Below are 25,782 nucleotides of genomic sequence, written 5' to 3'. Positions count from 1 at the left end.
AAAATTCGATATATTTTGACTCAACCGGATAGACGGGATAATAGCTTGGCGGGCCTGTCCACGGGGGCCCTTCGACCTGGCCACTTTAAATATAAGCCTGTTCTTAAATCGAATTTTCCATGAAAAAGCTCATAATACTCGTCTTTTCCATATGGCTGCTGCCGCTTCAGGTCATGGCTGGCACAGCCACCATCACAGACGTGTCGGTTACGAGGCCGCCGCTTAAGGTATCCTTCCATGTAAAAGACGCCTTCAGCAAGGACATAGAGGAGGCGGTAAAAAGCGGCCTGCCGACATCGTTCAACTTCATAGTAGAGATAAACAGGGTAAACCGCCTGCTGCCAAATGAGAACACAGGAAGATGGGAGTTCAGGCATACCGTCAAGTACGACAGCCTCCGTGACGAGTACGAGATAACCCTTGACGAGACAGGGGAGAGGCCGGTGAAGATAAAGGACTTTGGTGAGGTCAAGCGCCTCATGAGCTCATGCTCCGGCGTTACGATAGCCCCGGCACATCTTAAGCCCGGGCAAGAGTACGAGCTAAGGATAAAGGCGGAGATGGACCCGGTAGAGCTGCCGTTCCTTTTTAATTACGTCTTTTTTTTCCTTGAGCTTCTTGATTTTGAGACCGACTGGCACGTGAGACCTTTGCCGTCCCAGACCTATGAATGACAACCAGAAGATAGAGGGGGAAGCCAAAAGGCGCCGCCGCGAGCTTCTTATAATACTGCTCGTAGTGCCCGCCATAATAATCCTCACCCTTGTGGAATCGCACGTCTCCACCATAAGCGGCGACGTGCCTATCGCCACGAACATCCTCATTTTCGGCCTCATAAACCTGAATATCATCCTCCTTATCCTGCTCGTCTTCCTGATATTGAGGAACATGGTCAAGCTCTTCATCGAAAGGAAGAGCCAGGTGATGGGCTCGCGCCTTAGGACCAAGCTCGTCACAGCCTTCGTGAGCCTTTCGATCGTCCCCACAGTCCTCCTTTTCGTGATAGTCATCGGGTTCATAAACCGCTCCATTGACGGGTGGTTCGGGATAAAGGTGGAGGACTCGCTTCAGGAATCCCTTGAGCTTGCCCAGAACTATTACAAGGACATAAACGACAGGGTCGAGGCGGCCTCCAGGATCATTGCCGTATCCATCGTGGCCGAAGGGTTCGGCAGTGATAACGAAAAGCTTGAGCGGTTTATCAACAGGAAGCTCGTCGAGGGGGATTTTTCCACCATCGAGATATATTCGGCCTCTGGCGACAGGGTGCTTTACTCGATCTCGGACAAGATAAACCAGAACATGGTCCCGGACATCGCGCCTGAATCTGTCGTTAAAGCGCTTGCCGGAGAGGCGTCGAGCTACGTGCAGACCATGCAGGTAGGGGACGTGGTAAGGGCTGTCGCGCCGGTACAGGTCTCTGTGGACGGCATGCCAGCAGGGGCGGTTGTCGTCAACTATTACGTCCCACTGAGCCTCATCGACAAGATGAAGGAGATATCCGCCGCCTTCGAGGGGTACAAACAGCTCAAGCTGCTCAAAAACCCCGTTAAGGCGAGCTACTTCACGATACTGCTCATCATAACGCTCCTCATAGTCTTCTTTTCCATCTGGATAGGACGCTACCTCGCCAAGGAGCTTACCGTCCCAATCCACGAGCTTGCCGAGGGCACGCACGCCGTTGCCAGCGGCAACCTCGATTACAGGATAAACGTCGAATCGAACGACGAGATCGGCTTGCTGGTGAAATCCTTCAACAGGATGACAGAGGACCTGAAGACCGGCAAGGGAAAGATAGAGACGGCGAACCTTGACCTCCGGCGCACCAACATGGAGCTTGAACAGAGGAGGAGGTATATCGAGATAGTCCTCGGGAACGTCCCCGCCGGTGTCGTATCGATCGACAAATCCGGACGGATAGTTTCGATTAACAGGGTGGCAGCCCAGATGCTCGGCACTGGCGAAGACTTTGCCCTCGGCAAGAACTACAGGGAGGTGCTCCGGCAGGAGGACAGGGAGGTGCTCCGCGAGATGATCCGCGAGATGACCGAAGTGGGCCTTGAGTCCCTGGAGAAGCAGATGCGGGTCGAGGTCGACGGCAAGGTGATGACAGTGCTTGCCAACCTTAACGCCCTCAAGGACGAATCAGGCAACTACCTGGGGATGGTCGCGGTCCTGGACGACCTTACTCATCTATTAAAGACGCAGAGGATGTCGGCCTGGAAGGAGGTCGCCAGGAGGATCGCGCACGAGATCAAGAACCCGCTTACGCCCATAAAGCTATCAGCTCAGAGGCTCAGGAAGAAGTACCTCGACAGGTTCCCGGAGGATGATACTGTCTTTGACGAGTGCACCATGACCATAATAAAGCAGGTAGACGAGCTTAAGACCCTTGTGAACGAGTTCTCGAGCTTCGCGAGGATGCCTGCCGCGAACCGTAGCCCAAATGACCTGAATGAGGTCATACGCGAGGCGATGGCCCTCTATAAGCCGGGGCGGAAGACCGTCCAGTTCGAGTCTTCGCTTGACGATCTGGTCCCTGTGCTGGATATTGACAGGGACCAGATAAAAAGGGTACTTATTAACCTTATAGACAACGCTCTCGCCGCTATGGGCGACGAGGGCACCGTGAGGGTTGAGACACACTTTCTTGATGAGATGCAGCTCGCCCGCATCGAGGTCATCGATACCGGGGAGGGCATACCGGCTGAGTCCAAGCAGAAGCTCTTTGAGCCGTATTTTTCGACGAAAAAGACAGGCACTGGCCTTGGCCTTGCCATAGTCAATAACATCATAGCCGACCACAATGGCTATATAAGGGTAAGGGACAACCAGCCCAAGGGCACAAGGTTCGTCATCGAGCTTCCGGTGAAGGCGATAAACATATGAAGACCACCATTCTTGTAGTAGACGACGAGAAGGATATACGGGAAGCCCTGCAGGGCGTACTTAAAGACGAGGGGCACGACGTTATCGCGGCGGGGAGCGCCGAGGAGGCCCTTAAAAAGCTTGAGGCGCGCGTTCCTGACGCCATTCTGCTCGATATCTGGCTGCCTGGCATGGACGGGACAGAGGCGCTAAAAGAGATAAAGTCGAGGTACCCTGGCGTACCGGTCATAATGATATCGGGGCACGCGAATATCGAGACAGCGGTAAGGACCACAAAGCTCGGGGCGTACGACTTTATCGAGAAGCCCCTTTCGCTTGAAAAAGTGACCTTGACCGTCGAGCACGCCATAGAGCAGAAAAGGCTTCTGGAGGAGAACAGCCACTTGCGCCTCAAGGCCTGGGCCAAGTACGAGATAATAGGGTCGTCCCAGGTCATGCTCTCTCTTAAGGCCGACATCAGGAAGGCCGCCCCCTCCAACAGCTGGGTGCTCATAACCGGCGAGAACGGCACCGGCAAGGAGCTTGTCGCGAGGAACATGCACCTGCTGTCGAACAGGTCGGGAAGGCCCTTTGTGGAGGTCAACTGCGCGGCCATACCCGAAGAGCTGATAGAAAGCGAGCTCTTCGGCCATGAGAAGGGCTCTTTCACCAGCGCCGTGGCCCAGAAAAAGGGGAAGTTCGACCTTGCCGATAAGGGTACCATCTTCCTCGACGAGATAGGCGACATGAGTCTGCGTACGCAGGCCAAGATATTAAGGGTGCTTCAGGAAAAGAGCTTTGAAAGGGTGGGGGGCACAGAGCTTATAAACGTAGACGCGAGGGTCATCGTCGCCACCAACAAAGACTTGTTGAGCGAGGTAGCCAAAGGCAGGTTCAGGGAAGACCTTTTCTACAGGCTCAACGTCATACCCTTCCACGTGCCGCCGCTTCGGGAGCGCAGGGAAGACATAGGCCTGCTGATAGACCATTTCCTCAAGGAGTTCGCGAGGGAGACGGCCAGGGAGGTTCTTACGGTCAATAAAGAGGCGATGGGCGTGCTCTACGGCTACGACTGGCCGGGTAACGTACGGGAGCTCAGGAACCTTATAGAAAGGCTCGTAATAATGGCCCCGTCCCATACCATAACCGCAGATGACATACCTTCCTATATAAAGGGCGCGCAGCCGGCTCAACCAAGGGACCTTTTCAGGAGGGACCTCCTCAAGGAGGCCAGAAGCGATTTCGAACGTGAGTTCATAACGAGAAAGCTCAAGGAGTTCGGCGGCAATATAGCCAGGACAGCCGAGGCCATTGGGATAGAAAGGAGCCACCTGTATAGAAAGATAAGAAGCTATGGCATAGAGCATGCCGACACGACTGAAACAGCCTGACAGCGTAAGTAGCTGCAAATAGCAAGACCTCACCTGGAAACCCACACCTTGGGAGCAAGCCTCCCGTCGTAAACAAAATATTTAAAATAGTGCTTGACATATGTAAATAATTTGTTACCATAAGCCTGAATTTACATTAAAAGTTAATCAGGGCTTATGGCGCGTCTTTACAAAAAACAGATCGGGACGGTAGCCGTTATGAAAAGACCCGTGGTCCTTGTCGTGGATGACGATGATTTCATCTCAGATACCCTGGAGATAATCCTGGGGGATTCCTATTGCGTACTAAAGGCGAAGAACGGTCCCGAGGCGCTTGGCATAATAAATTCGAGGGCTGTAGATATTGCGCTGTTGGACCTTAAGCTTCCGGGCATGAACGGGCTGGAGACCCTTGAGAGGATAAAGGAGTTCGACGGGTCGATAGAGGTTGTCATGCTCTCAGCCTTTGACAGCGCCCAGCAGGCGGTCACGGCCCTTAAGAAGGGCGCCTATGATTATATAACCAAGCCATTTGACAACGACGAGCTGCTATCAACCCTCGGCAGGCTCTCGGAGGGGCTCAAGCTTAAAAGCGAGCTTGAGTTCCTCAAGGAAGAACTCAACGAGAGCTATAAGGAGAGGTACAGCTACGGGGAGATAATAAGCAAGTCTCCGAGGATGATGAAGATATTCGACCTGATGAAGGCGGTAAGCCGCACGCCGTCAAACGTCCTTATAACGGGAGAGAGCGGCACCGGCAAAGAGCTTGTCGCAAGGGGCATACATTACATGAGCGACAGGAAGGAGAAGCCTTTTGTGGCCGTCAATTGCGGCGCGGTGCCTGCGGAACTGATGGAGAGCGAGCTCTTCGGCCATGAAAAGGGGGCGTTTACAGGGGCACACCAGAGAAAAATAGGGAAGTTCGAGTACGCTGACATGGGCACGATATTCCTTGACGAGGTCTCGACCCTTCCAACGTATCTGCAGATAAAGCTCCTCCGGGTATTGCAGGAGAGGTCCTTCGAGAGGCTCGGCTCCAACACGCCTATAAAGGTCGATATCCGGATAATAGCGGCTACTAACGTCGGCCTTGAGGGCGAGGTCCTGAAGGGGCGTTTCAGGGAGGACCTTTACTACAGGCTCAAGGTCGTGCCGGTAGACCTGCCGGCCTTGCGCGGCAGGAAAGAGGACATACCTCTTCTCGTACAACATTTTTTAGAGAAGCACAGCAGAAAATGCTGCAAAAGGATAGAAGGCGTGGAGGCGGCTGTCGTAAGCGCCTTTATGGGCTACTCGTGGCCGGGCAATATCAGGGAGCTTGAGAACCTGATGGAGAGGCTTGTGGTCCTCGCCCCTGAAGGCGGCGTTATAAGGGCCGATGACCTTCCTTTAGGCCTCTTTACCGGCCTGGAGGCTGGCAACGGCGATTCGCCGGATTTCAGGGACGCGGTAAGGTCTTTTGAAAGGCGCTACATAACAGGCGTGCTCGACAGGAGCAACTGGAACAGGCTTGAGGCCTCTCGCGCGCTCAATATTCACAGGAATACGCTTCTCCTTAAGATGAAAGAGCTCGGCATAAAATCCCCGGGCCATTAATGTCTCACAACGGGACCTGAAATCCCTCGCCTTACAGGCGAAGACTTCCAGTGCGTCTAATGAGATTTTCAAGCTTACGTCCCATGCCAGGCTGAAAGCGCGATATCAATTGGAAGCGTTGGTGGAAGCGTTGGTGGAAGCGTTGGTGGAAGCGTTGGTGGAAGCGTTGGTGGAAGCGTTGGTGGAAGCGATGGATATTCCCGGTCCCCCTCTTTCCTGAAGAGGGGTCAGGGGAGATTATCTTTGAATGGTTTATAATCCCCCTTAGTACCCATTTGGAAAAGGGGGAGATTTCAGTCGGGATTTACACTATGCCGTTTTCATCATCTTATGTCTGATTTTACGCAGCCTGGGCTTGTTAATATTATTCTTCCACCTGATACCTGAGAACTGGCTTCTGTCCGAAGGGGACAGTGGTGAGAACTGATGGATTCAGATATCTCCGCCGCTTGAGTTCAGGGTCATCCGGTTGCTATTGAAAGCCGGTTTACTGCTCTTTTTCCTTCCCGTAAAGTTTCTCTTCGCACTCGGGGCAAAGGCTGTGCGTGAACTCAGCCATCGATCGCTCTTCTATGTATTTTTCAATCCTCATCCAGTAGCCCCTGTCGTCCCTTATCCTCTTGCAGTTCGCGCAGATGGGTATGAGGCCGCTTAAGGTCTTTATCTTGGCGAGGGCCTCCATGAGCTGCTCTTCCCTTTCTTTCCTTTCGGTCACGTCCTGTACGGTACCCCTCATCGACACCGGCCTTCCGTCCCTGAACTCCGTAGAGCCGAGCGCCAGGATGTGCTTCAGTCTGTCTTGCACAGCGATCCTGTACTCGGCCTTGTACGGCTCGCCTTCAAGGGCGCGGGCTATCGCCGATTGTATGGATTCCTGGTCTTCCTGGACTACCGTACCGATGAACTCATCGTATTTGATGGGCGTCCCGGCTGGTCTGCCGAATATCACGTACGCCTCGTCAGAGCCGCAGAAGAGGTCTTTTTCAAGGTCCCATATCCAGTTCCCGACATGGGTCATCCTCTGGGCCTCGGCGAGCATCCGTTCGCTCTCCTTGAGGGCCGTTTCGGCCTTTTTCCTCGCTGTTATGTCCCTCCATGCGGATATGGAGCCCAGGAGCTTTCCGGCGTGGTCGAATATCGGGCCTGCGTTGGCCAGGAGGCAGATGGTCTGGCCGTCGGGCCTGACAAGGACCATCTCCTGGTCTTTTATCGTCCTGCCTTCGTTTAAGGCTATTGTAAGCGGAAGCTCCTCGTTGGCGAGCCTGTGGCCGTCGGGTGCGTATACAGCCCATCTTTCGGCGCGTTCGGCAAGCGTCATGCCCTCGATCCCTTCGCGCTCTGCCCCAAGGATCCTGAGCGCTTCCCTGCTCGCCATCCGTATCTTCTGTTCATGCGCCGATATTATCGTGATGGCCTCCGGGATGTAGTCCATAAGGGCTTCTATGGTGGCAGGGCTCTCCTCGACCTCTCTTTTTCGCCTCTCTTCGGCCTCTTGAAGCTCATCCACGCGCCGTTTGAGCAGCTCTATCTCCATCAAGAGATCTTCTCTTCCGCTCGATGGTACTCCCATGGACTTTCTCCTCTATTTTCCATTATAACAAAAAAACTATGAACGTCGCTCCGCATGGACGGCCCTGTTTTGGGCAAACATGGCGCTCATCGATATTGTAAATTGAAAATAAAGCCCTTTTGTGTTATGAAATCTGTGTTTATTTATTGTGAAATATTTTGGAGGTAATTGATGTCAGGTCATTCCAAATGGGCCAATATAAAACATAAAAAGGCCAAATCAGACGCAAAGAAAGGCAAGGTATTCACGAAGCTCGTAAAGGAGATTATGGTCGCGGCCAAAAGCGGGAGCGACCCCTCCGGAAACCCCAGGCTAAGGCTCGCCATAGAGAAGGCGAAGGCGGAAAACCTGCCCGCTGATAATATCGACAGGGCAATCAAGAAGGGCGCAGGCGAGCTGGGTAACGTCATCTACGAGGAGGGCACCTACGAGGGCTACGGCCCGAGCGGGGTGGCCGTTCTCGTCAACTTCATGACCGACAACAGGAACAGGACCGCGTCTGAAGTCAGGCACGCCTTCTCAAGCCTCGGCGGGAGCCTCGGCCAGAGCGGCTCGGTGGCGTACATGTTCGAGAAGAAGGGGGTCTTCACCTTCGACATGGGCTCTATTACGGAAGAGTCGCTCATGGAGGCCGCCCTTGAGGCCGGGGCCGAGGACGTGGTGACCAACCAGGAAGATAAGGTCTTCGAGGTATATACAGACCCGACCGAGTACGCCAGGGTAAAGGCGTCCTTTGACCAGGCAGGGGTAAAATACTCTAACTCTGACCTGGCGATGATACCAAAGACCACGGTCAAGGTAGAGGGCAAGGCGGCGCAGCAGGTGCTTAACCTCCTTGAAGAGCTGGAGGACCTGGACGACGTGCAATCGGTCTTTGCCAACTTCGATATATCCCCTGAAGAGATGGCGAAACTTGCTTAAGCGAGGTATCCGTTGAGGGTGTTGGGGATAGACCCTGGAAGCTTATCCACCGGCTACGGCGCAATCGACAGGGCTGGCGCGAATAGCTTCACTTACGTCTGCCACGGCAGTATCTCGCCAGGCGCGGGATTGCCGCTTACAGAGCGCCTTCTCGGCATATCCGCAAAGCTGAGGGAGCTCCTTGAGACATACAGGCCGGAGGCCGTTTCAATAGAGTCGATGTTTTTCGCCAGGAACGCTCAGAGCGCCATAACGCTCGCGCAGGCGAGGGGGGCGGCCCTTCTTACTGTGGCGGAGTTCGGCATCCCCGTCTTCGAGTACCCGCCGACAACGGTAAAGCAGGCTGTAACCGGCTACGGCAGGGCTACAAAGGAAGAGGTGCAGAAGATGGTCAGGATCCTTTTAAAGGACCGCGCCCTCTCAGGAAAATCTGACGCTACAGACGCCCTCGCCATAGCGATATGCCATCTGAACAGCCATAATCCAGGACTTAAGATAAAAGGAGAAGGCGTGCTTAAGGCAAAACGCCCTGTATGATAGCGAGCATCAGGGGCAGGATAACGCACAAGTCAACGGAGTCGGTCATCGTCGAGGCAAATGGACTCGGCTACGAGCTCTTCATACCCCTTTCAACCTTTTATATGCTCCCCGGCCATGGCGAGGACGTAAACTTGAGAGTTTACACCCATGTGAGGGAGGACGCCATACAGCTTTACGGCTTTCTTACGCAGGAGGAGAAGGACGTCTTCCTGCTCCTTATAGGGGTCTCTGGTGTAGGCCCCAAGCTCGCGAGGAATATCCTTTCAGGGGTAGCGGTTGTCGACCTTGTCCAGGCGCTTGGGACGTCAGATAAGGCAAAGCTCAACTCGATACCAGGCATCGGGGCCAAATCAGCCGAAAGGCTCATCCTCGAGCTCAAGGACAAGATAGGCTCTATAGCGCTTAAGGCCGCTGCCCCGATGGAAGCCGCGTCAAATGACCCGCTTACGGTCGATGTGGCATCAGCCCTTGAAAACCTCGGCTATAAGAGCGCGCAGGCCGAGGAGGCCGCCAGGAAGGCGATAAAGGCCCTTGGCAGCGAGGCCGCCTTTGAAACGGTTTTGAAAGAGTCCTTGAAGCTGCTCTCGAAGAAATAGCGGACTTTTGAAAAAGCAGCCTGCCAAGGCGATCCATGGATGGGCTTTATTAACATACCGATAGGATTAAAATGGAAGACGAGCGCGATATAACACCAGCAAAGCTCATGGAAGACGACCTTGAGGTAACACTCAGGCCCAGGCTCCTTACCGATTTTATCGGGCAGGAGAAGCTCAAGGAGAACCTTAAGGTATTCGTTGAGGCGGCCAAGGGAAGGAACGAGGCGCTCGACCACGTGCTCTTCTACGGCCCTCCGGGGCTCGGCAAGACCACGATGGCCAATATCATAGCCAACGAGCTCGGCAGCCAGATAAAGGCGACCTCAGGGCCGATAATAGAGAAGACCGGCGACCTTGCCGCCATGCTCACCAACCTTGAGCCAATGGACGTCTTCTTCATAGACGAGATACACAGGATGTCCGCTACCGTCGAGGAGATACTCTACCCGGCCATGGAGGACTATCACATAGACATACTCATAGGGCAGGGCCCTTCGGCCAGGTCTGTGAAGATCGAGCTTCCGAAGTTCACCCTTATAGGGGCTACTACCAGGGCCGGCCTCTTGACCGCCCCTTTGAGGGACAGGTTCGGGGTGATCATCCGCTTTGATTTTTATACCCCCACCGAGCTTAAGACCATAGTCACGAGGTCTGCCGCGATACTCGACGTGGAGATGACCCAGGACGGGGCCGATGAGATAGCCGGCAGGTCGAGGGGCACGCCGAGGGTGGCAAACCGCCTTTTGAGGAGGGTAAGGGACTTCGCCCAGGTCAAGGCAAAAGGGGTCATCACCAGGGAGGTAGCCTCCAGGGCCCTTGACATGCTGGAGATAGACGAGAAGGGCTTTGACAAGATGGACAGGAGGCTACTCCTTGCCATCATAGACAAGTTCGGCGGCGGGCCGGTTGGGATAGAGGCGCTGGCGGCCTCGCTCCATGAAGAGAAGGACGCCATAGAGGACCTCTATGAGCCCTATCTTCTTCAGGAAGGGTATCTTAACAGGACCCCGAGGGGCAGGATCGCCACAGAGCTTTCATATGCTCATCTTGGAAGGCCATACAAAAAGGCAGGCAAGGCCGACACACAGGATGGCCTTTTTTAAGTCTTTCAATAAGTTATACGAAATATCTCATGCAAACTATGAAAGAGGTCGTGACTTTTGATGGCCTCATGGAAAAGGCATCCATGGGCCAGAGGCCAAGGGTGCTGGCCCATATCTGCTGCGGCCCGTGCGCAGTGGCGCCCTTGCGGAAGCTGCTCGGCGAACACGCCGACATATGGGGGTTTTTTCACAATCCGAATATCCATCCCCGTTCTGAGTTCAAAAAAAGGCTTGAGTCCGTAAAGGAGCTCGCGCGCATCCTTTCGTTGCCAGTCATCTGCGACGAGGAGTACTCTCCATCCGCGTTTATAAAGGGCGTAAGGGAGGAGACCATGACGCCTTCCGGCATCCCGCCCCACGGCGGCAGGTGCGCTTACTGCTACTCGACCCGGCTCGACGCAACGGCCAGGCAAGCCGCTCTGCGCGGCTTCGATGCCTTCACATCGTCGCTTCTTTTCAGCATGTATCAGGGGCACGAACAGATAATGGAAGCTGGTATTGAATCAGCCCGGAAGTACGGCATACTTTTCCTGTACGAGGACTTTAGGACCCTCTGGCAGGAGGGCATGGACTCTTCGAGGGGGCTGGGCCTTTATATGCAGAAGTACTGCGGCTGCGTATACAGCCGGATAGAGAGGTATTCAAAAAAGCTTAAAAAAAAGTAAGAGGCTCACATCCGTTTAAGACCTGTCTATTTTTAATCCCCCACTGGTGACAGAGTGCACAAGACGATCGAAATATCAAACAGGGCCCCCGTGGCAGAGCAGGCCGTGGAGATAGTAGAAAGGAAGGGGACCGGACACCCGGACTATATCTGCGACGCGGTGATGGAGCGGATATCGGTCGCTTTGAGCCGCGAGTATCTGAAAAGGTTCGGCACGGTGCTCCATCATAATACCGATAAGGGGCTGCTGGTGGCCGGGCAGGTTGTGAAGGGCTTCGGCGGCGGGAAAGTGATAAAGCCCATGGAGCTTATAGTAGGCGACCGGGCCTCCTACGGCACAGGGCGCTCCCGCGTGCCAGTTGCTGAAATAGCCAGAGAGACCGTTTTTTCCTGGTTCCGCGAGAACCTGCCGCACATAGACCCAAAAAAACATCTCAAGGTCAGGGTCGTACTGCAACCAGGCTCTGTTGAGCTTGCCGGCATATTCGCGAGGCGGGGCAGGGTAAGGGGCGCTAACGACACCTCTGCCGCCGCAGGCTATGCACCGCTTACGCCGACTGAACAGGCTGTATTCGCCACGGAGCGGCTTATAAATTCGCCAGCATTCAAGCTCCGCTTTCCAGAGACCGGAGAGGACGTGAAGGTCATGGGCGTCAGGAGAGGCAGAGAGCTTGACCTTACGCTCGCCTGTCCGCTCATGGCCAGCCTCATCGACAGCGAAAGAGCCTATTTCAGGAAAAAGCGGGAGATACACGCCGCCGTGATGGAATTCCTCTCCACCCGCCCTTTCTCAAAAGTAAACCTCAATTTCAATTCTCTTGACGCGAAAGGGCAGGGCACGCGGGGCGTTTATATAAGCCTTCTCGGCACTTCCGCCGAGGACGCCGACTCTGGCCAGGTAGGCAGGGGCAACCGCGTAAACGGTGTGATCTCGTTAAATCGTCCCATGGGCACGGAGGCGGCGGCGGGCAAAAACCCCGTAAGCCACGTAGGCAAGATATACTCTATATTATCGCATCAGATGGCCAATGAGATATACGAGAGGGTAGAGGGGCTGAAAGAGGTATCGGTCTGGCTCTTGAGCGAGATAGGAAGGCCGATAAACGAGCCAAAGCAGGTCTACGTGGAGGTCAGGCCGGGGAAAAAGCCTCTCAAGGCCCGGATCACCAGGAACGTCTGGAGGATAATCGACGAGTTCCTCTTAAGTATACCGGCTTTCACAGAGGAGCTTTCAAGGGGCGAGCACCCTGTGTGCTGACTACCGAAAGGAGGCTTAAACTGTGGGCAAAGATAATGACCGCTTTAACAAGCTCAAGGTGATACTCATTGAGCGCAAGCGAAAGATGTGGGTCGACCTGAGGGACGAGATCTTCAGGAAGCTTGGCAAGGACTACAATGCCCAGTTCGACACGCCCCAGGACATAGAGGACCTCTCGGTCCTCGACCATGTAGAGGACCTGGGGTTGACGGTCTCCGATATCCGGAGGCAGGAGCTTGAGATGCTCGACGCGGCGCTACGGAAGGTCGAGGAGGGCACCTACGGCAAGTGCGACAGCTGCGGCGTTCTGATAGAAGAGGAAAGGCTTAAGCTCATGCCATATACAGGCTATTGCGTCAGGTGCCAGGCGGAAATGGAGTCAGGCGGAGGAAAAAAGCCCACGATGTAGAGGGCTTTTTTGATTCAGCCGAGTTTCTTTTCCTGATATAATAATCCAGCAGTCCTGCCTTGGAAAAGTGAATTGCAAGCGCAATTGATGTCATGAATCGGAGAGTGGGTTGTGGCAGAGCGGCAGATCTCAGCCGGAGGGGTGATATTCAGGAGAAGGGACGCCGAAGTCGACATCGCCGTCATCTCCACAAAGGGCGGCAAGGTCTGGGGCCTCCCCAAGGGCACGGCAGAAAAGGGTGAGAACCTCGCCAGGACAGCCCACAGAGAAGTAAGGGAGGAGACCGGCCTTGAAGGGCATATAATCGAGAAGATCGGCCATATCGAGTATTTTTTCAGCTTCAGGGATAAAGACGAGATCAAAAGGATATTCAAGATAGTCTATTTCTTTCTCATGGAATATGCCTCAGGCCGCGTAGAAGACCACGACCAGGAGGTCGACGAGTGCAGGTGGGTCACCATAGATGAGGCCGTAGGGCTCATGAGGTTCAAAGACGAGAAGGAAATAATCGAAAAAGCGAAAAGGATGATAAGGGAGCTTGAGTCCAGCGAGGCCACAGGCCAGCGAAGGCCGTAAAAACTCCACAACAACCCCCTGTTTTCACTCTTGTCATTTAATCCATTTTGGGTTATTTTAAAAATTCATTAGATTCTTCGGGTCCTGGGAAATCGTGCATAGCATCCCTCAGAAAAGGAGGCCGACACAGAGTTGTTTTGTCTGCGGAGGCAGTTTTTCAGGCAAGAGGCTTACAGGCCTCAAGGCCGAGGGAAAGTATTATGAGGTGGTCTTCTGCCAGGGCTGCGGCCTGGGCAAGACAGAGCCATTCCTTGAAGAATCGGAGCTTAAAAAGCTCTATTCGAGCACCTACCGTAAGGAGGACTCTACCAGGTTTCCCGCTCCCCTGGAATGGCTTATAGGCATTGTAAGGGATGGCAGGCGAAGGGCCGTCGAGAAGTACGCGCGCAAGGGGCGTATACTCGACATAGGCTGCGGCAGGGGGGATTTCCTCCTCATGATGCTTCGAAGAGGGTGGGAATGCTTCGGTCTCGAGCTCGATGAGCGCGTGAGCAGTTTTAACCGGCCCGGCCTTGAGCTTAGATACGGGAGCCTCTCTGATTCGAGCTTCCCGGACGGGTACTTCGACGCCGTCACGTTCTGGCACGTCTTTGAGCACGTAAGGGACCCAGAGTGGACGCTTAAAGAGTGCGCCCGGATACTAAAGCCAGGAGGGCTTCTACTGGTGGCTGTGCCGAACACGGCGAGCCTGCAGTCCATGACAACGGGCAGCGCCTGGTTCCACCTCGACCCGCCCTTCCACCTGTACCACTACTCGGCAGGGAACATGAAGAGGCTCCTTGAGAAAAACGGGTTCGAGGTAAAAAGCAGAAGGCATTTTTCGTTCGAGTACAACCCTTACGGCTTTCTGCAGAGTTTTTATAACGCCATGGGGCTTAAGCAGAACCTACTGTATGAATACCTGAGGTCGAGATCAGCGCGGAGCGTCAAGACCCGGGCTGGCCTCGCTTTCATGTTCGCGACATTGCCGTTTGTTGCCGTTCTCTCGACCGTCTTTTCAGCGGTTGAGGCGCTCTTGAGGGCAGGCGGCACCATAGAGGTTTACGCCAGGAAAAAGGGCTGATATGGATATGCTTAAAAATATCGAGGTACAAAAGACGGCTAAGAGCAGGCTTGACCCGGCGGCGCTGGAGAACCCTGGCTTCGGCACGATATTTTCCGATCACATGCTCTCGATGGATTTCAGCGACGGCAGGTGGGGTGAACCCATGGTGGTCCCCTTCGGCAACCTCGAAGTCTCGCCTGCCCTCACGACCCTGCATTACGGACAGGCCATCTTCGAGGGGCTCAAGGCCTTTCACGCCCCTGACGGCTCTATAAACATCTTCAGGCCCGATAAGTACCACGAAAGGATGCTCAGGTCCTCGGCGCGCCTGTGCATACCTCAGGTGAGCTACGATGATTTCCTTGCCGGGCTGTCCACCCTTGTAAAGACCGACAGGGACTGGGTTCCGAAGAAGAAGGGCTACTCGCTCTATATCCGCCCCTTTATCTTCGCCTCAGACAACTATCTCGGCGTAAGGGTCTCGGAGACATACAAGTTCCTCATCATAACCTCCCCTGTCGGCGCTTATTACAAGGAAGGCATAAACCCGGTGAGGCTCACTACCCCGGGCGAGTATGTGCGTGCCGTGAAGGGCGGCCTCGGGGCCGCCAAGACCCCGGCAAACTATGCCGCCAGCCTCCTTCCAGCCGAAGAGGCGAAGAAAAAGGGTTTTACCCAGGTTTTATGGCTCGACGCCATTGAGCGCAGGTACGTCGAAGAGGTCGGCACCATGAATATCTTCTTCCTCATCGCGGACGAGCTTGTAACTCCCTCCCTTGAAGGATCTGTGCTCGGCGGCGTTACAAGGGATTCGGTGATACGTATTGCGAAGGAGTGGGGTGTAAAGGTCTGTGAGCGGAGGATATCAATTGATGAGCTATTCGCCGCGTGCGGCAACGGAAGCCTCAAGGAGGCCTTTGGCACCGGCACCGCGGCTGTAATCTCTCCTGTAGGCGAGATACACCACCAGGGCGCTTATATCAGGATAAATAACGGCGAGACTGGCCCCTTTGCCAGGAAGCTCTATGACTACATAACCAGCCTCCAGTACGGGGAGGCCGAGGACAGGTTCGGGTGGGTCTACACCATACCGGCGGAATAACAGAGGGAATGAAGATAACAGAGGAAGTCGTAAAAGAGCACGGGCTTAGCCCGGATGAGTACGGAAGGATAGTAAGCTCGCTCGGCAGGGAGCCAAACCTCCTTGAGCTTGGCATCTTCTCCGTCATGTGGAGCGAGCATTGCTCGTACAAGTCGTCGAGGAAGCACTTGAAGGGTTTCCCGACAAAAGGCGAGTTCGTCCTCCAGGGGCCCGGCGAGAACGCTGGAATAGTCGATATCGGCGACGGATTGGCCGTGGCCTTCAAGATGGAGAGCCACAACCACCCGTCTTTCATAGAGCCTTACCAGGGCGCGGCCACAGGCGTGGGAGGGATACTGCGCGACATATTCACCATGGGCGCCAGGCCCGTCGCCTCCCTCAATTCGCTCCGCTTCGGCTCTCCTGATAACGCGAGGACGAAGTTCCTCCTTGAAGGCGTCGTATCAGGCATAGCCGGTTACGGCAACTGCATCGGCGTACCGACGGTCGGCGGCGAGGTCCTGTTCAACGCCTCGTACAACGGCAACTGTCTTGTGAACGTTATGACCGCGGGGCTCGTAAAAAAAGACAGGATATTCAGGGGCAAGGCGGCTGGCCTCGGCAATCCGGTCATGTATGTCGGCAGCAAGACCGGCAGGGACGGCATTCACGGGGCCACCATGGCCTCTGACGTATTCGGAGAAGGTGGCGAGGAGAGGAGGCCGACCGTCCAGGTGGGCGACCCCTTTGCCGAGAAGCTGCTCCTTGAGGCCTGCCTTGAGCTTTTCAGGACAGATTACGTCGTAGGCATCCAGGATATGGGCGCGGCCGGGCTTACATCGTCAAGCGTCGAGATGGCGTCAAGGGGGAGCGTGGGGATCGAGCTCGACATGGATATGGTCCCCAGGCGCGAGGAGGGGATGACGCCGTACGAGATAATGCTCTCAGAATCGCAGGAGAGGATGCTCATGGTCGTCCGCGCCGGCACGGAGGGCTTCGTAAAGGAGATATTCAGGAAATGGGACCTCGATGCGGAGGTGATAGGGACGGTCGTCGAGGGGAACAATATCCGCATTATAGAGCGCGGCAGGGTCGCGGCCGATATACCAGTTGCTTTCCTTACCGACGACGCCCCTGTCTATGACAGGCCGATATCAAAGCCGGCAGGCCAGGACGAGCTTAACTCACTTGACATATCTGCTATTCCAGAGCCGAAGGACTATAACGGAGTCCTCCTGAGGCTCCTTGGATCGCTCAACATTGCGAGCAAGGGATGGATCTACCGCCAGTTCGACCACATGGTAAGGACCGATACCGTCGTCTGCCCCGGCTCTGACGCGGCTGTGGTAAGGATAAAGGGTACAGACAAGGGGTTGGCCCTTACCGTCGACTGCAACTCAAGGTACTGCTTCCTCGACCCGAGAGCGGGGGCGAGGATAGCCGTGGCTGAGGCGGCGAGGAACCTCGTGGCAAGCGGCGCGCGCCCCATGGCCCTGACCGATTGCCTCAACTTCGGCAACCCGGAAAGGCCTGAGGTCATGTGGCAGATAGTAGAGGCGATAGAAGGCATCAAGGAGGCGTGCATCGCCCTCAATATCCCTGTGGTGAGCGGGAACGTCAGCCTTTATAACGAGACTTCCGGCACCTCCGTCCACCCGACGCCTGCTATCGGCATGGTCGGCCTCATCGAAAAGCTCGACGTCCACACAAGGCAGTGGTTCCTGGAGGAGGGCGGCCTCATCGGCGTTATAGGCGATAGCGGGCCGGGCCTCGGCGGGAGCGAATACTTAAGCGTTGTCCACGGCCTTGAAAGGGGGCTTCCCCCGGCCTTGGACCTTGAAAGGGAGAAGGCCGTCCAGAAGGCTTGTTCGCAGGCCATCAAGGCTGGTATAATATTGTCTGCCCACGATGTCTCGGATGGCGGGCTCGCCGTGGCGCTTGCCGAGGCGTGCCTTAACCCGGACGGCGCGGTAGGCGCCAGGGTCGATATCGGCGGCGCGCTCAGGCCTGACGACGCGCTCTTTGGCGAGGCCCAGTCAAGGATAGTGGTGAGCTTTCATGAGGACGACCTCGCAAGGATGAAGGAGATAGCCCAGGGGGCCGGAGCGACTTTCTCTGTAATAGGCAGGGTCGGCGGGTGTTCCCTGCAGATAGGCGGTCTCATTGATATCGCCCTTGAGAGCGCCAAAGATGCCTGGTCAGGCGCGCTTGACAACTATATACGTTCCTAAAGGTATTTTTCCTATATGAGCCCATTCAGAGAAGACATGTTCAATGACGAGTGCGGTATATTCGGCATCTACGGCCACCCGGAGGCGTCTAACCTCGCCTACCTTGGACTCTACTCGCTTCAGCACAGGGGGCAGGAGAGCTCCGGCATAGTCTCTACCGACGGCAAGGAGATATTTTCGCACAAGGGCATGGGCCTTGTGGCGGACGTCTTCACAAGCAATGATATAGAGAGGCTCCACGGGAACGCGGCGATAGGCCACGTCAGGTACTCTACCGCCGGGGAGTCACACATAAGGAACGCTCAGCCTTTCGTGGTGGAGTACTCAAGGGGCGGCATAGCTGTCGCGCACAACGGCAACATAGTCAACGCCGCGCTCCTCAAGGCCGAGTTCGAGGCATACGGCTCCATCTTCCAGTCGTCGATGGACACCGAGATAATCGTCCACCTGCTGGCTTCCAGCAAGGAGGACACTCTTGTCGACAGGATAGCTGCCTCTCTCAAAAGGGTAAGGGGTTCCTATTCGCTACTCTTCCTTACAAATGACGCGATGATAGCGGTCCGCGATCCACACGGCTTCAGGCCTCTTTCCCTCGGCAGGCACAAGGGGGCGTGGGTGGTCGCTTCCGAGACTTGCGCGTTCGATCTTATCGAGGCCGAATACGTCCGCGACATAGATCCTGGCGAGATAGTGCTTATCGACAAGAACGGCCTGACTTCCTACAAGCCTTTCCCTCCCGCGGCTTACACTCCGTGCGTCTTCGAGTTCATCTACTTCGCGAGGCCGGATTCGAGGATCTTCGGCGCAAACGTGCACGCGGTAAGGAAGAGGTTGGGGGCGAGGCTCGCGCTCGAACACCCGGTCGAGGCCGACATAGTCGTGCCGGTCCCGGACTCCGGGGTGCCCGCCGCGATAGGCTACGCCGAGGCCTCCGGCATCCCGTTCGACAAGGGGATCGTCAGGAACCATTACGTGGGCAGGACGTTCATAGAGCCCAAGGACTCGATACGCCACTTCGGTGTAAAGATAAAGCTCAACGCAATACGGGATATTATAGAGGGCAAGAGGGTCGTGGTCATAGACGACTCCATAGTGCGGGGCACCACCAGCAGAAAGATAATAAAGATGATAAGGTCGGCCGGGGCCAGGGAGGTACATATGAGGATCAGCTCGCCTCCGACCATCTGCCCATGCTACTACGGCATAGACACGCCAAGTAAGGAAGAGCTAATAGCGGCTGTCCAGAGCACGGAGGCCATAAACAGGTACATAACTTCCGATACGCTTGGCTATTTAAGCGTCGAGGGGCTCTATGACGCGGTGCGTCAAGCGGGCGGAAGCTTCTGCGACGCCTGTTTTACTGGAAAATACCCGGTGGACGTTTGTATGAAGCCTGTGCCCCAGCTCGCACTTTTCAAGTGAGCAGAAGGGCCCAGGCCCTATCAAGGTAAAAAGCTGAAGGAGGCTGGAACGTGAGGAAAAGGACTTCTTTGATCATTTTTTCGCTATTGTTGGCCCTCGCCGTCATGGGCGCGAAGGCATACGCGGCTGACCAAGGCCAAGGCGCCGCGGCTGAAGACGATGATCTCGGCATCGGCGAGCAGATGAAGGACGAGGCCGTAAAAAATAAGAAGAAGAAAAAAGAGGAGAGAATAGTCAAGAAAGAGGACCTTCCTCCCATAAAGATGGTATTCATTAAGGGCGGCTGTTTCAATATGGGGGATTTTACAGGGGATGGCGATGATGACGAGAGGCCGGCCCATGAGGTGTGCATTGACGACTACTATATGGCTGAGACCGAGGTGACCCAGGAGCTCTTCGAGGCCTTGATAGGGAGCTTGCCTGCGACCAGGATAAACCCTGATATGAAAAAAGACCCTCAGGCGCCCGTAAATTACGTTACCTGGACCGGTGTGTCCGCGTTCATAAAAAAGCTCAACGAGGTAACCGGCGGCTTCTATCGTCTGCCGTCCGAGGCCGAATGGGAATTCGCCGCCAGGGAGCGCGGCAAGGATATGCGGTGGTCTGGCACCGATAACGAGGCCGAACTCAGGGACTATGCCGTCTTCAGCGACAACAGCGTCATGATGGAGCCTGTAAAAAGCAAACAGCCGAACGCCCTCGGCCTCTATGGCTTGACCGGCAATGTATTTGAGTGGGTCGAGGATTACTTCGATTTCGACTACTACAAGATAAGTCCGCTGGAAAATCCACCCGGCGCTGATCACTCGATGTTCCGTGTCGTCAGGGGCGGCTCATTCCTGGACCAGCCTAGTAAGCTCCGCACCACTTACAGGTATGGCCTTGAGCCCGGCAAAAGTCTTCCGACACTCGGCTTCAGGCTCGTTGAGTGACAGGGACGCTGATGCGCTACCATTTTACCAAAAAGACAGGCGTGGGCAGGGGCCTTGCGGTCCTCTGCGTTCTTTTGTTGTCGGCGGCGCTTTTTCAGGGCTGCGGGGTAGGGAAAGAGTCGGGTAAGCCCGCCGGAGAGGCGGGCTATAACCAGGCTCTCAACAGGTGGTCGCGCGGGTTCAAGGTCTACGAGGGGCTTGAGTCCAGGTTGTATATGAACGCCACTTATAAGAGCGTGGAGTTCAGGAAGGCTTATATACAGAGGTACTCGGAGAGCTATGCCATGGGCCCGGAACGCTCGCAGATGCTCCTTGAAAGGGAGCTTGAGCAGGCCGAAGGGTATAACGAGTTCTTTTTCGCGGCCTATACCCCCGATGAGTCTATCAACGACTTCGATAAAGCGGCCTCGGTCTGGCAGCTTTACCTGGAGGACGGCAGCGGGGGCAAGGTCAGGCCCATATCGATAGCAAGGGTAGAGAACTCTGACGCTGTCATCAGGGAGTTCTTTCCCTATTACGACCTGTGGAGCAAGGCCTACGTCGTAAAATTTCCAAAGTACAATGAGACCGGCCAGGAGATACCCGGCCCGGACGGCCTGGTAAGGCTCACAGTGACCGGAGTAATGGGCAAAGGCGCCCTTGAGTGGCGCTCAGGGGGGAAGTAAGGGGCCGCTCATCTTTATCGTCCCGTTTTTCGCGTTTTTGCTTTTCTTTCGTGCTGCAGATGCCCTGTACATTCCTTAAATCGCCCACCGATCGATTTTCGTGTTAAACTTGGTTAAAATCAATGGGTTGCATCCGGCGGTTTGCCGAAAGGCACGGCCAGGATGCCTTTTTTCTTGCAACACACGCTTTATTATGCTAAATATTTTCGATTAACTACGCACGCGTAGGCTTAAAACCGGCGGTGCCCCTCAGGGGTCCCGGTTGTGAAGTAATGCCACGCGGAGGCTAACCAAAAAAAGGAGGAGTACGGGAAATGGCTTATTTGACAATGAAACAGCTGCTGGAATCCGGCGTCCACTTCGGGCACCAGACCAAGAGGTGGAACCCCAAGATGAAGACGTATATCTATGGGGCCAGGAACGGCATCTACATCATCGACCTTCAGCAGACGGTCAAGCTCTTTAAAGAGTCCTATGATTTTATCAGGAAAACGGCGTCGAAGGGCGGCAGGGTCCTTTTCATAGGCACCAAGAAGCAGGCCCAGAACGCCATCAAGGAAGAGGCCGCCAGGGCCGGAATGGGATACATCAACAACAGGTGGATAGGCGGCTTCCTCACCAACTTCGCGACTGTGAAGAAGTCTATAAACAGGCTCAAGGAGCTTGATACCCTCGACACCAACCCTGTTTTCGCATCTGCTACCAAAAAAGAGCTTTTGATGTTCAAGAGGGAAAAGGATAGGCTTGATAAGTACCTCGGCGGCGTAAAGGAAATGGACAGGGTGCCTGAGGCCATCTTCATAATCGACTCCAAGAAAGAGGCTATCGCCATAAAAGAAGCCCAAAGGCTCGGCATAAAGGTCGTCGCCATAGTCGACACCAACTGCGACCCGGACGAGGTCGACTACGTGATACCGGGTAACGATGACGCCATCAGAGCCATTAAGCTCTTCTCATCCTCCATGGCGGATGCCTGTCTTGAGGGCAAGGCCCTTTATCAAGAGGCCATGCAGGCGAAGAGCGACAAGCAGGCCGAAAAGCCTGAGGCCGTCTCCGCCCCAGCCCCAGCCCCAGCCGCGGCCAGCGAAGGCACCGCACAGGGCTAAATCAAGAGAAAAACTTTTTGGAGGGTTGAGGCAATAATGGAGATTTCAGCAGCGGCGGTAAAGGAGCTTAGAGAGAAGAGCGGGGCCGGCATAATGGACTGTAAGAAGGCCCTTGCCGAGACCAAAGGCGATATAGAGAAGGCCGTAAGCTTTTTGCGCGAGAAAGGGCTGGCAGCGGCGCAGAAAAAGGCTTCGAGGCTCGCTTCCGAGGGCATAGTCGGCAGTTACATACACGGCGGCAAGGTTGGCGTTCTTCTCGAAGTCAATTGCGAGACCGACTTTGTGGCGAAGACCGAGGGCTTCAGCGCCATTGTCCGCGAGATAGCCATGCACATAGCGGCCATGAACCCGCAGTATGTGACGAGGCAGGAAGTCCCGGCCGATGTGGTCGAGAGCGAGAAGCGCATCTATGAGGCTCAGGCAAAGGAGTCCGGCAAGCCTGACCATGTGATAGCGAAGATGGTAGAAGGTAAGCTGGAGAAGTTCTACAAGGAAGCATGCCTCCTTGAGCAGCCCTTCGTGAAGGACCCGGACAAGACCATAGAGAAGCTCGTCATCGAGAATATAGCCAAGCTTGGCGAGAACATCTCCATCAGAAGGTTCACCAGGTTCAAGGTAGGCGAAGGCCTGGAGAAGAAGGTAACTGACTTTGCAGCCGAGGTCGCAGCGGCTCAGAAGTAGGCGAGGGGGCCCGCAAGGGCTCCCTTTTTTTGTTCCATAATCTCACCTTTCAACGGGCCTCGCTGCCCGCACCGGACGTAAAAATGCCAGAGCATAAATACAAAAGGATACTCCTTAAGCTTTCGGGCGAGGCCCTCATGGGCGACAAGGAGTTCGGGGTCGACACCGCCGTAATCAACGCTATCGCGCAGGAAATAAAAGAGGTCTATAACCTTGGGGTCCAGGTGGCCGTCGTCATAGGCGGCGGCAATATCTTCAGGGGTGTTTCCGCGAGCGCGAAGGGCATGGACAGGGCGACAGCCGATTACGTCGGCATGCTCGCAACGGTCATAAACTCGCTCATGCTGCAGGACGCGCTCGAGAAGAACGGCGTTTTCACCCGCGTCATGTCCGCGATAGAGATGAAGGAGCTTGCCGAGCCTTATATACGCAGGCGCGCCGTCCGCCACCTCGAAAAGGGCAGGGTGATAATCTTCGCCGCCGGCACCGGCAACCCGTACTTCACTACCGATACCGCAGCGTCGCTCCGCGCGATGGAGATACACGCCGACGTGATACTCAAGGGAACCAAGGTCGACGGGGTATACGACAAGGACCCGATGAAGGAGAAGGACGCCAGAAAGTACGAGAGCCTCAAGTTCATAGACGTCCTCAAGGACGGGCTCAAGGTGATGGACGCTACCGCCATCTCGCTCTGCATGGACAACAACCTCCCTATCATCGTCTTCAGCGTCAAGACCTCCGGCAACCTCCTGAAGGTCGTCAGAGGCGAGAGCATAGGCACGTTGGTTTCCTGAAATAAAAAATCTGCCGGAGGCAACGGAGAACAGGGATGAAGGAAGAGATATTTTCCGAGATGAAAAAAAGGACCGAGAAGGCCATCGAGGCGCTCGCCCATGAACTGGGCGGGCTCCGTACCGGCAGGGCTTCCCTTGCCCTTCTCGACCACGTCAAGATGGATTACTACGGGACTTCGACTCCCATAAAGCAGATAGCCACCCTTTCGGTCCCTGAGAGCAGGACCATCACCATTCAGCCATGGGACGTATCCCAGCTCCACGCCATAGAAAAAGCCATAATGACCTCGGACCTGGGGCTCAACCCTTCCAACGACGGCAAGATCATAAGGATAAGCATACCTGCTCTTACCGAGGAGAGAAGGAAGGAGTTAGTCAAGCTCGCGAAGAAGTACGGAGAGGAGTGCAAGGTCTCCATACGGAACGTGAGGAGGGACGCTAACGAGGGGCTCAAGAAGCTTGAGAAGGACAAGGGCATCTCAGAGGACGATCACAAGAAACTGCAGAAAGAGGTCCAGGACATAATCGACAAGCAGATACACAAGGTCGATGAGATGGTAGCCCAGAAAGAGACGGAGATAATGGAGGTCTGACAAGGCTGCTGAAAAAGTTCATCTGCGTCGTTGGCTTCAGAAGCTCGTCACTGATAAGGAGTACGCCTCATTCGTCAAACGGCGAGAATCGCCTCGCATATGTTTTTTTAAGCAGCCTGAACAGAATCCGTATTTTTCAAGAACCTGTTAGAGAACTCTCAAGTCCAGGCAAAAACCTATGAGCGATATCACAAGGGAAAATCTCCCCAGGCACATAGCCGTCATAATGGACGGCAACGGACGGTGGGCGAAAAAACGCCTCCTCAACAGGATAAACGGCCACAGGAAGGGCATCGAGGTCGCCAGGGAGACCGTACGCCTCTGCAGGGAGATGGGCATCGCTTACCTTACCCTGTACACCTTCTCGAAAGAGAACTGGAACCGCCCCGCCCTCGAGGTGAATATGCTCATGAAGTACCTCGAGGTCCATCTCCGCGGCGAGGAGAAGAACCTGGTAGAGAACAATATCCGCTTCCGCGCCATCGGCAGAGTCGAGGACCTGCCGGCAGGTGTGAAGGGCGTCATCTCCGACCTCGAGGAGAAGACCCGTTATAATACAGGGATGGTCCTTCAGCTGGCCTTGAGCTACAGCGGACGAGAGGAGATAACCAGCGCCGCGAAGAAGATAGCGAGGCTTGTATCCGAGGGGAGGCTCCTGCCTGAAGAGATAACCGAGGAGACCTTCCAGGCAAACCTCTACACCGCTGGCGCCCCGGACCCGGACCTCCTCATAAGGACGAGCGGCGAGATGAGGATATCCAACTTCCTCCTCTGGCAGCTCGCATATACCGAGATATACATCTGCGACGCGCTCTGGCCGGACTTTTCAGGGGAGCACCTTGAGGCGGCCATAAGGGATTATCAGAAAAGGGAACGCAGGTTCGGCCTGGTCAAGGAAAAAGGGGTTGGCGCGGCTGGATAGCGCCTGAGTCCGCCTTATCGGAGGGTAGTCTGAAAAGGGTAGTCACCGGGATAGTGCTTATCCCGATATTCGTCGCGATAGTCCTGTACGCTTCTGTTTATCTTATACTCGCGGTCTCAGCCGCCATAACCCTTCTTGCCCTCTACGAGTTCAACGGCCTTGCCATTGTCCAGAAGAGGGACGCCATCTTCGACTGGACAGGCGTCATGGCCGGGACCGCGCTTGTCCCCGTGGTCTATTATGGCGGGGCCGGCTCTTTCGCGCCAGCCGCGCTTGTTCTGCTATTCGCTTTTTTCTTCTACGCGATTGTATCCGGAAGAGAGCTTAAGGATGCCTCCCAGGATACAACGCACAAGGCCTTTGGCCTGGTCTACATCGCCCTGCCGCTTTCGTTTCTAACGCCTCTCCGTGAGATAGAAAACGGCCAATGGTGGCTCCTGTTTCTCCTTATAGTGATATGGTCCAACGACACCTTCGCCTATTTTATCGGCAGGGGTTTGGGCGCTCATAAGCTCGCTTCAGAGATAAGCCCGAAAAAAACGGTCGAAGGCGCGGCGGGCGGCATAATAGGCGGCGCGGCTGTAGCGGTATTGTTCAGCTATCTTGCCGGAATGGGCCTTTCTCCGTTAAACGTCTTTGTGCTGGCTGCTGTAATTGGGATCGTCGCCATGATAGGCGATCTTGCCGAATCGGTGCTTAAAAGGGCCGCGGGAGTCAAGGACTCCGGGGCGATAATCCCAGGCCATGGAGGGGTGCTCGACCGGATAGACAGCCTTCTTTTTTCTGTGCCGCTATTGTATTATTATCTCGCCTGTCAGGTTTAGATATCGATGAAG

General features: G+C 55.1%; 25 protein-coding genes. 24 read left to right on the top strand and 1 reads right to left on the bottom strand.

The window, feature by feature from the left end; genetic code table 11:
- The first annotated feature begins 119 nt into the window (after nt 1–119).
- The 4 genes from A2V21_301985 (at nt 120) to A2V21_301970 (ending at nt 5,834) form a co-directional block, all read left to right on the top strand.
- Nucleotides 120–674: a hypothetical protein gene (locus A2V21_301985; protein OIJ73137.1), complete on the top strand. Its 555-nt coding sequence runs from the start codon at nt 120–122 to the stop codon at nt 672–674.
- Nucleotides 667–2,889, top strand: a complete 2,223-nt coding sequence (locus A2V21_301980) for a PAS domain-containing sensor histidine kinase (protein OIJ73136.1) — start codon at nt 667–669, stop codon at nt 2,887–2,889. Before A2V21_301985 ends, A2V21_301980 begins: the two co-directional genes overlap by 8 nt.
- Entirely contained in the window at nt 2,886–4,259 is a 1,374-nt protein-coding gene (locus A2V21_301975; GenBank protein ID OIJ73135.1) for a Fis family transcriptional regulator, read from the top strand. The genes A2V21_301980 and A2V21_301975 overlap by 4 nt, the downstream gene beginning before the upstream one ends.
- A 198-nt stretch (nt 4,260–4,457) precedes the next feature.
- On the top strand, nt 4,458–5,834 hold the full coding sequence (locus A2V21_301970) for a hypothetical protein (GenBank protein OIJ75009.1): 1,377 nt from the start codon (nt 4,458–4,460) through the stop codon (nt 5,832–5,834).
- 487 nt (nt 5,835–6,321) lie between these two features.
- On the opposite strand, the gene A2V21_301965 is transcribed toward A2V21_301970, so the two are convergent.
- Nucleotides 6,322–7,368: a hypothetical protein gene (locus A2V21_301965; GenBank protein ID OIJ73134.1), complete on the bottom strand. Its 1,047-nt coding sequence runs from the start codon at nt 7,366–7,368 to the stop codon at nt 6,322–6,324.
- Between the two features lie 207 nt (nt 7,369–7,575).
- Here A2V21_301965 and A2V21_301960 point away from each other — a divergent pair, with 207 nt between their 5' ends.
- The 20 genes from A2V21_301960 to A2V21_301865 all read left to right on the top strand — a co-directional run bounded on the left by A2V21_301960 (nt 7,576) and on the right by A2V21_301865 (nt 25,770).
- Nucleotides 7,576–8,325 (top strand): transcriptional regulator, encoded by a 750-nt coding sequence (locus tag A2V21_301960; protein OIJ73133.1) that lies wholly within the window; start codon nt 7,576–7,578, stop codon nt 8,323–8,325.
- A gap of 12 nt (nt 8,326–8,337) precedes the next feature.
- Nucleotides 8,338–8,862 carry a crossover junction endodeoxyribonuclease RuvC gene (locus tag A2V21_301955; protein OIJ73132.1) on the top strand — a complete coding sequence of 175 codons (525 nt, stop codon included), beginning with the start codon at nt 8,338–8,340 and terminating at the stop codon, nt 8,860–8,862.
- A complete protein-coding gene (locus A2V21_301950) occupies nt 8,859–9,461 on the top strand; it encodes a Holliday junction DNA helicase RuvA (protein OIJ73131.1) in 603 nt (200 codons plus the stop codon). Before A2V21_301955 ends, A2V21_301950 begins: the two co-directional genes overlap by 4 nt.
- Before the next feature lie 71 nt (nt 9,462–9,532).
- Entirely contained in the window at nt 9,533–10,564 is a 1,032-nt protein-coding gene (locus A2V21_301945; protein OIJ73130.1) for a Holliday junction DNA helicase RuvB, read from the top strand.
- Nucleotides 10,565–10,647: 83 nt separating this feature from the next.
- Nucleotides 10,648–11,229: a hypothetical protein gene (locus A2V21_301940; GenBank protein ID OIJ75008.1), complete on the top strand. Its 582-nt coding sequence runs from the start codon at nt 10,648–10,650 to the stop codon at nt 11,227–11,229.
- 66 nt (nt 11,230–11,295) lie between these two features.
- Nucleotides 11,296–12,486, top strand: a complete 1,191-nt coding sequence (locus tag A2V21_301935) for an S-adenosylmethionine synthetase (protein ID OIJ75007.1) — start codon at nt 11,296–11,298, stop codon at nt 12,484–12,486.
- Nucleotides 12,487–12,508: 22 nt separating this feature from the next.
- Nucleotides 12,509–12,895, top strand: coding sequence for a hypothetical protein (locus A2V21_301930; protein OIJ73129.1), 387 nt, complete (start codon nt 12,509–12,511; stop codon nt 12,893–12,895).
- Between the two features lie 111 nt (nt 12,896–13,006).
- On the top strand, nt 13,007–13,471 hold the full coding sequence (locus A2V21_301925) for a hypothetical protein (GenBank protein ID OIJ73128.1): 465 nt from the start codon (nt 13,007–13,009) through the stop codon (nt 13,469–13,471).
- 94 nt (nt 13,472–13,565) lie between these two features.
- Nucleotides 13,566–14,534 carry a hypothetical protein gene (locus A2V21_301920; protein OIJ73127.1) on the top strand — a complete coding sequence of 323 codons (969 nt, stop codon included), beginning with the start codon at nt 13,566–13,568 and terminating at the stop codon, nt 14,532–14,534.
- A 7-nt stretch (nt 14,535–14,541) separates the two neighbouring features.
- A complete protein-coding gene (locus A2V21_301915; GenBank protein ID OIJ75006.1) occupies nt 14,542–15,618 on the top strand; it encodes a branched chain amino acid aminotransferase in 1,077 nt (358 codons plus the stop codon).
- A gap of 8 nt (nt 15,619–15,626) precedes the next feature.
- The gene (locus A2V21_301910; GenBank protein OIJ73126.1) at nt 15,627–17,828 is read left to right on the top strand and encodes a phosphoribosylformylglycinamidine synthase II; all 2,202 of its coding nucleotides are present in this window, start codon (nt 15,627–15,629) and stop codon (nt 17,826–17,828) included.
- Nucleotides 17,829–17,843: 15 nt separating this feature from the next.
- Entirely contained in the window at nt 17,844–19,250 is a 1,407-nt protein-coding gene (locus tag A2V21_301905) for an amidophosphoribosyltransferase (GenBank protein OIJ73125.1), read from the top strand.
- A gap of 89 nt (nt 19,251–19,339) precedes the next feature.
- On the top strand, nt 19,340–20,182 hold the full coding sequence (locus A2V21_301900) for a hypothetical protein (protein OIJ73124.1): 843 nt from the start codon (nt 19,340–19,342) through the stop codon (nt 20,180–20,182).
- Nucleotides 20,183–20,193: 11 nt separating this feature from the next.
- Nucleotides 20,194–20,847, top strand: coding sequence for a hypothetical protein (locus A2V21_301895; GenBank protein OIJ73123.1), 654 nt, complete (start codon nt 20,194–20,196; stop codon nt 20,845–20,847).
- A gap of 314 nt (nt 20,848–21,161) precedes the next feature.
- Complete coding sequence (locus tag A2V21_301890; protein OIJ73122.1) at nt 21,162–21,953, top strand: 30S ribosomal protein S2; 792 nt, start codon at nt 21,162–21,164, stop codon at nt 21,951–21,953.
- A 36-nt stretch (nt 21,954–21,989) separates the two neighbouring features.
- Nucleotides 21,990–22,634 (top strand): translation elongation factor Ts, encoded by a 645-nt coding sequence (locus tag A2V21_301885; GenBank protein OIJ73121.1) that lies wholly within the window; start codon nt 21,990–21,992, stop codon nt 22,632–22,634.
- A gap of 83 nt (nt 22,635–22,717) precedes the next feature.
- A complete protein-coding gene (locus A2V21_301880; GenBank protein ID OIJ73120.1) occupies nt 22,718–23,431 on the top strand; it encodes a UMP kinase in 714 nt (237 codons plus the stop codon).
- Between the two features lie 35 nt (nt 23,432–23,466).
- The gene (locus A2V21_301875; protein ID OIJ73119.1) at nt 23,467–24,024 is read left to right on the top strand and encodes a ribosome recycling factor; all 558 of its coding nucleotides are present in this window, start codon (nt 23,467–23,469) and stop codon (nt 24,022–24,024) included.
- Between the two features lie 178 nt (nt 24,025–24,202).
- Nucleotides 24,203–24,946: a di-trans,poly-cis-decaprenylcistransferase gene (locus A2V21_301870; protein ID OIJ73118.1), complete on the top strand. Its 744-nt coding sequence runs from the start codon at nt 24,203–24,205 to the stop codon at nt 24,944–24,946.
- Between the two features lie 53 nt (nt 24,947–24,999).
- Nucleotides 25,000–25,770, top strand: coding sequence for a hypothetical protein (locus A2V21_301865; GenBank protein OIJ73117.1), 771 nt, complete (start codon nt 25,000–25,002; stop codon nt 25,768–25,770).
- Nucleotides 25,771–25,782 lie beyond the last annotated feature (12 nt).

The organism is Deltaproteobacteria bacterium GWC2_55_46 (assembly GCA_001595385.3).
In the GTDB taxonomy this organism is placed as follows: Bacteria; Desulfobacterota; GWC2-55-46; order GWC2-55-46; family GWC2-55-46; genus UBA5799.
The sequence above is the reverse complement of the archived record's forward strand: the minus strand, read 5'-3'. Positions and strand labels throughout refer to the sequence as shown.

Coding starts and splice junctions, on each gene's coding strand:
- A2V21_301985 (OIJ73137.1), top strand. CDS start 120: ATGAAAAAGCTCATAATACTCGTCTTTTCCATATGGCTGCTGCCGCTT.
- A2V21_301980 (OIJ73136.1), top strand. CDS start 667: ATGAATGACAACCAGAAGATAGAGGGGGAAGCCAAAAGGCGCCGCCGC.
- A2V21_301975 (OIJ73135.1), top strand. CDS start 2,886: ATGAAGACCACCATTCTTGTAGTAGACGACGAGAAGGATATACGGGAA.
- A2V21_301970 (OIJ75009.1), top strand. CDS start 4,458: ATGAAAAGACCCGTGGTCCTTGTCGTGGATGACGATGATTTCATCTCA.
- A2V21_301965 (OIJ73134.1), bottom strand. CDS start 7,368: ATGGAGATAGAGCTGCTCAAACGGCGCGTGGATGAGCTTCAAGAGGCC.
- A2V21_301960 (OIJ73133.1), top strand. CDS start 7,576: ATGTCAGGTCATTCCAAATGGGCCAATATAAAACATAAAAAGGCCAAA.
- A2V21_301950 (OIJ73131.1), top strand. CDS start 8,859: ATGATAGCGAGCATCAGGGGCAGGATAACGCACAAGTCAACGGAGTCG.
- A2V21_301945 (OIJ73130.1), top strand. CDS start 9,533: ATGGAAGACGAGCGCGATATAACACCAGCAAAGCTCATGGAAGACGAC.
- A2V21_301940 (OIJ75008.1), top strand. CDS start 10,648: ATGGGCCAGAGGCCAAGGGTGCTGGCCCATATCTGCTGCGGCCCGTGC.
- A2V21_301915 (OIJ75006.1), top strand. CDS start 14,542: ATGCTTAAAAATATCGAGGTACAAAAGACGGCTAAGAGCAGGCTTGAC.
- A2V21_301910 (OIJ73126.1), top strand. CDS start 15,627: ATGAAGATAACAGAGGAAGTCGTAAAAGAGCACGGGCTTAGCCCGGAT.
- A2V21_301905 (OIJ73125.1), top strand. CDS start 17,844: ATGAGCCCATTCAGAGAAGACATGTTCAATGACGAGTGCGGTATATTC.
- A2V21_301895 (OIJ73123.1), top strand. CDS start 20,194: ATGCGCTACCATTTTACCAAAAAGACAGGCGTGGGCAGGGGCCTTGCG.
- A2V21_301890 (OIJ73122.1), top strand. CDS start 21,162: ATGGCTTATTTGACAATGAAACAGCTGCTGGAATCCGGCGTCCACTTC.
- A2V21_301885 (OIJ73121.1), top strand. CDS start 21,990: ATGGAGATTTCAGCAGCGGCGGTAAAGGAGCTTAGAGAGAAGAGCGGG.
- A2V21_301880 (OIJ73120.1), top strand. CDS start 22,718: ATGCCAGAGCATAAATACAAAAGGATACTCCTTAAGCTTTCGGGCGAG.
- A2V21_301875 (OIJ73119.1), top strand. CDS start 23,467: ATGAAGGAAGAGATATTTTCCGAGATGAAAAAAAGGACCGAGAAGGCC.
- A2V21_301870 (OIJ73118.1), top strand. CDS start 24,203: ATGAGCGATATCACAAGGGAAAATCTCCCCAGGCACATAGCCGTCATA.